The organism is Zarconia navalis LEGE 11467, from assembly GCF_015207075.1.
In the GTDB taxonomy this organism is placed as follows: Bacteria; Cyanobacteriota; Cyanobacteriia; order Cyanobacteriales; family Geitlerinemataceae; genus Zarconia; species Zarconia navalis.
In genome coordinates, this window is sequence record NZ_JADEXN010000192.1 from 1 (window position 1) to 8,688 (window position 8,688).

Below are 8,688 nucleotides of genomic sequence, written 5' to 3' on the forward strand. Positions count from 1 at the left end.
ATATTGTACGAGTTGAGATCGGGTACGTAGGCGAATAAATACAGCGTGCCTTCGTGCAGTCGCAGTTCCGATCGATCGAGATCCCACAATCGCTCTTTGCCTTGAGTGTTGCGATAGCGAATGGTGTAGCGGCATTGGCGATCGAACCGTTGTTGTAAGGCTTCTACGATTCCTGGTATTCGATGTTCGCTGTAATCTACCGGGGGGCTAAAATCGACTTTCACCGGGGAGAGGCGATCGACATCTGGAAATTTCCCCAGCCGCAACAGGTGTCCCGCTTCGGCGGAAAATCCCATGTTGGCGAGGAACTGCACCGCCATTCCCAACGCCTGCCGCTGTTCGGGGGAGAGAATCAAGGGAAAGTTCGATTCTCGCAGAACGTAGGGAGAGTGGGAAGTACTGTCGATCTCGAAGCCGCACTCTCGGAGTTTGGCGATCGTGCGATCGAGTTTTTGCACGACATCTCCGGGTTTTTCACCCCGTTGCTGGAGGAAGATTTCGAGTTCGTCGGCCAACTCGCGGCGTTTGTAAGGCTTTTCGGCGAGGCGTTTGAGGATTTCTAGAGCGAAGGCTAGTTGGGTGGTGGATGCAGATTTCATCGCCAGAATTGAGGATGACTGCTTACAGACTACCGAAAAAACAGCTCGTTATCATTTTTTGACTATGACTTTTTTTTGAGGGGTATTACGCTGAAACTATCCCCAAAAACCGAGTGACAAAAACCGTGAAAATTCAGCTCAAACCCTTGTACTCCAAACTAAACGAGGGGGTTGGGAGTTGTCCGTTAGGGTGCGAAGATTCCTGCCGGGTGGCATCTCACCTCGACCCTCCCGAAGGCGAACCTTGTCCTCTTTCCTCTCACCAAGCGCAAACTTACTACCAGGTGACCTCTGGGGATGCCGACATCATTTTCAACACCAGCGCCACGGGGGATGGGAAATCGTTAAGCGCAGCCCTGCCCGCTTTACTCGAAGATGATTTCCGCTTAATGGGACTTTATCCTACCATCGAATTAGTCGAAGACCAAACCGAGCAACAGAAACGATACCATCAGTTATTCGGTTTGGAGATAGAAGACCGCATCGATCGCCTTTTCGGTGCGGAACTCAGCCGCCGAGTTGAAGCAGCCCGCAGCAATCGCTTTCAAGAACTTCTCCTGGCCATCGAAACCCAACCCATTCTGCTGGCGAGTCCCGATTTACTCCACTACATTACCCACTTTCAGTACCGCGACCTGGCATATAGTACCGATCTGCTTCCTCTGAGTTTGGCCAAGTTTCCCGATTTGTGGGTATTCGACGAATTTCATATCTTCGGCGCTCATCAAGAAGCGGCGGTTCTCAACAGTATGACGCTGATTCGCCGCACCCAGCAACAGCCGCGTCGCTTCCTGTTTACCTCCGCCACCCCCAAACCCGATTTTATCGAGCAGTTGAAACAGGCCGATTTCAACGTCGTTGAAGTGGCGGGGATGTATGCGGGCCAAGAAACCCCCGGTTATCGCCCGATTTTGCAACCTGTGGAACTGGAATTTGTCCAGTTGAAGCAAACCGATGCCCTCGGTTGGATGAAAGAGAATCTCGATCGCATCGCTACCCTCTTGAGACGAGAATCGAAGGGGCGGGGATTGATGATTCTTAACTCGGTGGCGATGGCAAGGCGGGTGGCGCGTCAACTCCAAGAATTGCTACCCGATATTACCGTCCGGGAAATTAGCGGACGGATCGATCGCCTCGAACGACGGCAAACCCAAACCCTGTTGCAAGATTCAGAACAACCCGTCCTCGTGGTTGCCACTTCCGCCGTGGATGTGGGGGTGGATTTTAGAATTCACTTGCTAATTTTTGAAAGTAGCGATGCGGCGACGGTGGTGCAGCGTTTGGGACGGCTGGGGCGACATCCGGGATTTGGGGCTTATCACGCATATATTCTCATACCCGATCGCGTGCCTTGGGTGATGGTGAGATTGAAAGAGGAATTACAACCGGAATGGGAGGCAGGGGAACCCGTGGAACGGAAAAAACTGCTTGAGGCGATCGCCTACGGGTTCGATTCCCCTAAAGCATTTAAAGCCTATCGCCACCATTGGGGGGCAATTCAAGGGCAAGGAATGTTCGCCCAGATGAGCAGAGAAAATGCCAAGGTTAACAAATCCATCCGCGATCGCATGACTGAAGACCTGCTGAAGGTGTACCCCAACACGCTCAAAGTGGCAAAGAAAAAGTGGTACGACGAATTTGGAGGTAAAGATAACCCCGTCGGAGAAGCCATCCAAAAAGAACTGTTGCGCTTTCGGGGAAGTTCGGCGATTCAAGCCGCCGTTTGGGATCGGACGCGCTTCTATACCTACGATCTGCTGCGACTCCTGCCCTACGCCACCGTCGAAATTTGCGATCGCGACACCTTCTTGCAAGCAGCCAAAAATTGCGGACGCGGCGCAGAAGAATTTCCCGACGCTTACATTGCTATCTATCTGAAGATACAAGACTGGCTCGACGATCGCCAAAACCTGAGTTTGTACTGCAACCGCAACAGCAGCCGATTGCAAGTGGGCGAATTATCCCTAGTGAGTCGCTTGAAATTGGTCGGCCATCCGCAACCCGAGGTTGCCACCTGTTTGAAGGGGAGGAAACTCCTCTCATTTCTCGTTCCAGTCGATCGAATGCGCGAAAACAGCCACTGGGAAATTAGCCGCAGGATGCGTCTGAGTCCCCTCTTCGGACTGTATCGACTGGTGGATGGATCGGGGCAAGCCTACGGTTGTGCGTTTAACCAGGATGCCCTACTTCTCGATGCGCTTAATTGGCAATTAAAGCAGTTCTATAACTGCTACCTTCAATCGTCCATTTTTTAAGAATCCAATTTTTGAAGAAATTGTTGAGGAATCACGACGATGACGACACTCTTACAACGCCTATTACTCGAAACCCTCTCCCCCCAAACCGATCCGATTTTACGGACTTATCTCGAAACCGTTCTTCCGGCGATGGAAACAGAGTTTGCCTCCATTTCTGCCCTCGGCGGTTCTGAAGCCATCCACTTGCAAACCCTGACGCAAATGGGCGATCGGTATGCCCGCGAAAAAGCGCAACGCTGGGCGCAACGGGCCGACCAAAATCTTTGCGTTCACGTTCTCAATGCCTTGCTAACGGCTTGGAATCTGATTCCTCACCTCAAATCGCCCCTAATGGAGGTGGAAAAACGTCTCTTGTGTTTGGGAATGACCCTGCACGATTACAACAAATATTGTACGGGAGAAGAAGAAGACCCCCCAAAAGCTCATGAGGTAGAAGATATTCTTAATTTGTGTCGGGAATTAGGCGAAAAATTGAACTTCGATGGATTTTGGCCCGACTGGCAACAATATATCTCTGAAATTGCGTTCCTCGCTCAAAATACGCAATTCAAAGCCGGAACGAACGCATATTCGGCTAACTATCCTCCCTTCAAACTCAAAAAAAGTCGTCGCCTCCAATCGCCCCTACGCCACCTGCTGGCATTTGGAGATATCGCCGTCCACATTCAAGATGCGGGAGAACTCGAAACGGGAACTACAGGCAAGCGATTGCGAGAACATTTAAGACCCCTTGGTATTCGCAAATCTTTGGTTTACCATCGCCTGCGAGATACCCTGGGGATGCTCACCAATGGCATCCATAATGCCGTACTGATATTTGCCCAAGAACTCGATTGGAAACCGATTTTATTCTTCGCGCAAGGGGTGATTTATCTGGCCCCTCCCGATGCCGATTTAGAAGTACCCGATCGCCCCGAACTCAAAGCGTTTATTTGGCACCAAATCAGCCAGAGTTTGGGGAGCAAAATGCTTGGAGGTGAAATTGGGTTTAAGCGAGATGGAAAGGGGTTAAAAGTTGCACCTCAAACTCTAGAATTATTTACCCCATCTCAACTGATTCGCAACCTTCCCCGAGTGGTCGCTGCACGGGTAAATAACGCCAATACTCCAGCAACTCCAAAACGTTTAGAGAAGTTGGATATTAGCGCGCAGGAACGCGAAGAACTGGGGGGAGATTTAAGAAGCGATCGCCTTGCTGAATTTCTCTCTATTATTCAAAAAGAATTTTTCTCGAACTCTCCAGAATATATTGAATGGGTTCTAGAGACTTTAAATCTACAAGCTCAAATCTCACCAGAAAAGACTCAAGTTCAAGCGGGAGGCGTGAACTATGGCTGGTATTATGTTGCGGCTTGCTATATTTTTCAACAGAATACATGGGATTTAGAAAAAGTTGACGATCGACTCAACAAAATTGCAAACGATTTAGCAGATTGGGCAGAAGCGAATAATCTGTTATCCGAGCGTTCTAGCCCCACTCGTGAGGTTTTCGATCGGTATCTCGATCGCTATTTAGAAGTCCGAGGATGGGACGATCGACAATCTGATTTTGAAGCCGAACTTCTGACTTATACAACAGCCAAAACTAAACTCGCTAACGCTCCGATTTGTTCTCTGAGTTCGGGTGAATTTATATCGGAAGACCGAATGGATTCGGTCGTTTTATTCAAACCTCAGCAGTATAGTAATAAAAATCCTTTAGGAGAACGTCAAATTAAGCGAGGAATCTCCAAGATTTGGGCGTTAGAAATGCTGCTGCGTCAAGCACTATGGTCGGTTCCGGCGGGAAAATTAGAAGATAGAAAGCCAATTTTTCTCTATATCTTCCCCGCTTACGTTTATTCTCCCCAACTGGCATCGGCGATTCGCTTGCTCGTTAATGCCATAACGCGAGTAAACTTTTGGGAGGTTTGCCAATTTTGGAGTCAGAAAGAGATTAATGTGAGTTATTTGCGCTCTTTCTCTTGGCTGGAAGAAGAAGTCGAGCGGGGCGAACATTCTCAGACAAAATATGAGAGTGCAGACTTTCCTTTTATGGCAACTTATTATACCACAACTCGGGGAAAAACTCGTACGGAGGCTTGGGTAGAACCGGCATTTTTAGCAACTATCTTACCATTCTTACTCGGCGTTAAAGTGGTGGCAACTAGCAGTTCGGTTCCCATTTATAACAGCGACCGCGATTTTGTAGAATCGACAATTCTAGACGGTGCGCCAGATTTTTGGACTGGTTTATATCTACCGAATACTTTGCGGGTTCGAGAGTTCGATCGAACCTTAACAATATTGCTAGCAATTTACAGTTTGCATCTTGATAGTCAAGGAAAAATAGGACCCAAGCGCAACCCTCGCTGGCAGGCATTAAATAATACAGTACGGGAGGTGATAACCGATGTTTTAAATGTCTTTGTGCTGGCTCAGAAAAAATTTCGCGCTGAAAAACGAAATCCAAATGATGAGGAGGTTTGCCGCTACTGGAAGTTTGCCAATATTTTGACATTAGACAAAAAAGAAATGACCGAAAAATTGAAATTTACTCAACAAATTGTTCGAGAATATCGCACATTTTACCAAGTGCGGACGGATGAATCGAGTCACGCGATTTTACTTCCCCTTTCTAAGGCATTAGAAACCATTCTTTCAGCTCCCATTAATTGGGATGATGAAGAGTTGATTTTGCAAGGTGCGGGACAACTTCATGACGCTCTCGAACGGCAGAAAGTCTACAAACGTCCCTTGATTACCGATAAAACCATTCCCTATACCACTCGTCAAGCTCGAGAACTCGAAGCTATTCAAACCTTTATGACCACCTGCGTCAAACAACTCTTCGGTCAAATGTGTAAAGGCGATCGCGCCTTACTCCAAGAACACCGCAACCGGATAAAATCTGGTGCTGAATTTGCTTACAGACGTTTACAGATATCAGATAACAGATAACAGACTTTTTTCAGATAACAGATATCAGATAACAGATAACAGATAACAGATATCAGATAACAGATAACAGATATCAGATAACAGATATCAGATTTCTCTTTTGTCAACTTTAATGAGTTTTAAGTAACATTCATGACGATTCTCGAAACTTTAAAGACTGAATTTCACGATGCTTTTCCCCGCCTTGCGTCCGGAAAATACGTCCACTTCCTCCTATTGCGCCACAGTCAATCTTTTCCGGTGTTTCAAACCGATGGCGTTCTCAATACCGCACGCACACAAGCGGGTTTAGACGCGCAAGAAACCATCAGCCGCCTGGTGATGTTCAAGCGCAAACAAACGACTCCCGAACGGTTGGCGGGACGGGAAATTTTACGATCGCTCGATCTCACCAGCGCCGATGCCAATGCCGACAACTTTTGTGACTATAACGGCGAAAATTCCTGCAAGCAATGTCCCGACTGTATCATCTACGGATTTGCGATCGGCGATAGCGGTTCGGAACGTTCTAAAGTCTATTCCGACTCGGCTTTTTCCCTAAGTGCTTACGAGCGATCGCACCGCAGTTTCACGTTTAATGCACCCTTTGAAGGCGGAACCATGAGCGAGAAAGGGGTGATGCGCAGCGCTATAAACGAACAAGACCATATCTTACCAGAAATCACCTTTCCCACCGTCGAAACCTTGCGCGATCCCACCTCTGAAGGCTTTCTCTACGTCTTGGGGAACCTGCTGCGAACTCGTCGCTACGGCGCGCAGGAATCTCGCACGGGAACGATGAAAAACCATCTATTGGGAATTGTCCTGTGCGATGGAGAAATCTTTAGCAATCTCCACTTCACCCAAGCACTCTACGATGCGATCGAAGGCAAAATCGATACCCCGATTGCCGAACTCAAAACTCAAGCCGGGGAAGTCGTACGACAGTTATTAGAGGAAGAACTCGTGCGTAAAACTCAAATGGTCTTCGGAACCCAACTCGAAGAATTATTGGCTGAAGTTCGGGCAATCTATCAAGACGAATCGCAACTCCAGTCAACCCTTTCGACGCTATACCAACAAACCCAAACCTACGCCGCCACCTACGGTGCGACATCGGGTAAGGGGAAAAAGAACAAAGGCAAGAAAAAGTAAGAGTTCAGATATCAGATGACAGATATCAGATGACAGATATCAGATGACAGATTACAGATGACAGATGACAGATATCAGATGACAGATATCAGATGACAGATGGCAGATGACAGATGGCAGATGACAGATATCAGATGACAGATATCAGATGACAGATATCAGATGACAGATGGCAGATATATAGGTTTTGGTTTGATGGAGGTTTGTAGATGGATGAGGGATTGGTGCGGCGGAGTGTGGGGTACGAGAAGGCGTATCGGTTTGCGATTCGGGTGGTGAAGGCTTATCGATATTTGACGGAGGAAAAGAGAGAGTTTGTGTTATCGAAACAGTTATTACGATCGGGAACTTCAATTGGTGCGAATTTGGCAGAAGCACACGGGGCAATTTCTCAGGCAGATTTTAGTTTCAAAGTGTCGATCGCCTATAAAGAATGCCTGGAGACCAAATACTGGCTCTCCCTATTAAAAGACACAGACTACATCGACTCAAAAGCATTTGAAAGCATTTATGAAGATGCTGACGAGATTGCCAAAATCTTATTCTCTATTCTCAAAAAAACTAGAAAGCAGTAAAAAACTCCCATCTGATATCTGTCATCTGTTATCTGAAAAAAATCTGATGCTATACCACGGTACGCTCACCCTTCACGACAACGTATTTTTTGCCACTCGTGAAATGGGGATTCTCTACGAAACGGAGAAGTATTTACACAACTGGGCTTTAAGCTATGCCTTGTTTAAGGAAACCCTGATTCCCCAGATCTATCGCCTGCAAGGAACGATCGCGCAAAAACCGGGCTATTTCGATGCGGATAACGAGCAAAATTTGCTGCATCTGAATCGATCGAGAATTTACGTGTTTCCCGCCAAACCCCTGCGCTGGTCTTATCAAGTCAATACCTTTAAAGCCGCTCAAACCACCTATTACGGCCGGGCGAAACAATTTGGCGACAAAGGGGCCGATCGCAACTACCCGATTAACTACGGTCGGGCGAAGGAGTTGGCCGTTGGCAGTCAATACCAAATCTACCTGGTGGCCCCCGAAGCCGTGGCGATTCCTCGCTGGATTCGGTTGGGGAAGTGGTCGGCAAAAGTGCGGGTGGAGGTCACCCCGATTCCAGAACATTTGATGCAAGCCAAATCGGGACGGTATATTTGCGAGTCTCCCTTAAACCCGATCGATTTATCCCCCGATACCGTCCTGCTTCTGTACAACCGGATCGTGATGCCGCCAGTGAGTTTGGTCGCCAGTGCCCAATTGGAGGGAGACTACTGGCAGTTTTCGGGGCAGGAGTGGGATATCTATCGGCGAGATTTCCCGCACCTTCCGACCGTCCTTCGCTTGCCTCGCGGCGGGTGTTACGGCGCGAACCTTTTTTCAGATATCAGATAACAGATATCAGATTTCAGATGACAGATGGCAGATTTCAGATAACAGATTTCAGATAACAGATGACAGATATCAGATTTCAGATAACAGATTTCAGATGGCAGGTAACAGATATCAGATGGCAGATTTCAGATAACAGATTTCAGATGGCAGGTAACAGATATCAGATGGCAGATTTCAGATAACAGGTAACAGATGGCAGGTAACAGATATCAGATGGCAGATTTCAGATAACAGGTAACAGATTTCAGATGGCAGGTAACAGATATCAGATGGCAGATTTCAGATAACAGGTAACAGATGGCAGGTAACAGATATCAGATGGCAGATTTCAGATAACAGGTAACAGATTTCAGATGGCAGGT

At 47.6% G+C, this 8,688-nt stretch carries 6 protein-coding genes; 5 read left to right on the forward strand and 1 reads right to left on the reverse strand.

Annotation, left to right across the window (positions count from 1 at the left end; translation table 11 throughout):
* Positions 1-599 (reverse strand): helix-turn-helix transcriptional regulator (locus IQ235_RS11565; RefSeq protein WP_405196664.1); only part of this gene is annotated, 599 nt, incomplete at its 3' end.
* 125 nt (positions 600-724) lie between these two features.
* On the opposite strand from IQ235_RS11565, the gene cas3 reads away from it, so the two are divergent.
* The 5 genes from cas3 (at position 725) to cas5d (ending at position 8,326) form a co-directional block, all read left to right on the forward strand.
* Complete coding sequence (cas3, locus tag IQ235_RS11570) at positions 725-2,854, forward strand: type I-D CRISPR-associated helicase Cas3' (protein WP_264321618.1); 2,130 nt, start codon at positions 725-727, stop codon at positions 2,852-2,854.
* Between the two features lie 39 nt (positions 2,855-2,893).
* Positions 2,894-5,797 (forward strand): type I-D CRISPR-associated protein Cas10d/Csc3, encoded by a 2,904-nt coding sequence (gene cas10d, locus IQ235_RS11575; protein ID WP_264321619.1) that lies wholly within the window; start codon positions 2,894-2,896, stop codon positions 5,795-5,797.
* A gap of 132 nt (positions 5,798-5,929) precedes the next feature.
* On the forward strand, positions 5,930-6,931 hold the full coding sequence (gene cas7d, locus IQ235_RS11580) for a type I-D CRISPR-associated protein Cas7/Csc2 (protein ID WP_264321620.1): 1,002 nt from the start codon (positions 5,930-5,932) through the stop codon (positions 6,929-6,931).
* Positions 6,932-7,140: 209 nt separating this feature from the next.
* The gene (locus IQ235_RS11585; protein ID WP_264321621.1) at positions 7,141-7,506 is read left to right on the forward strand and encodes a four helix bundle protein; all 366 of its coding nucleotides are present in this window, start codon (positions 7,141-7,143) and stop codon (positions 7,504-7,506) included.
* Between the two features lie 46 nt (positions 7,507-7,552).
* Positions 7,553-8,326: a type I-D CRISPR-associated protein Cas5/Csc1 gene (gene cas5d, locus IQ235_RS11590; protein WP_264321622.1), complete on the forward strand. Its 774-nt coding sequence runs from the start codon at positions 7,553-7,555 to the stop codon at positions 8,324-8,326.
* Positions 8,327-8,688: the final 362 nt, after the last annotated feature.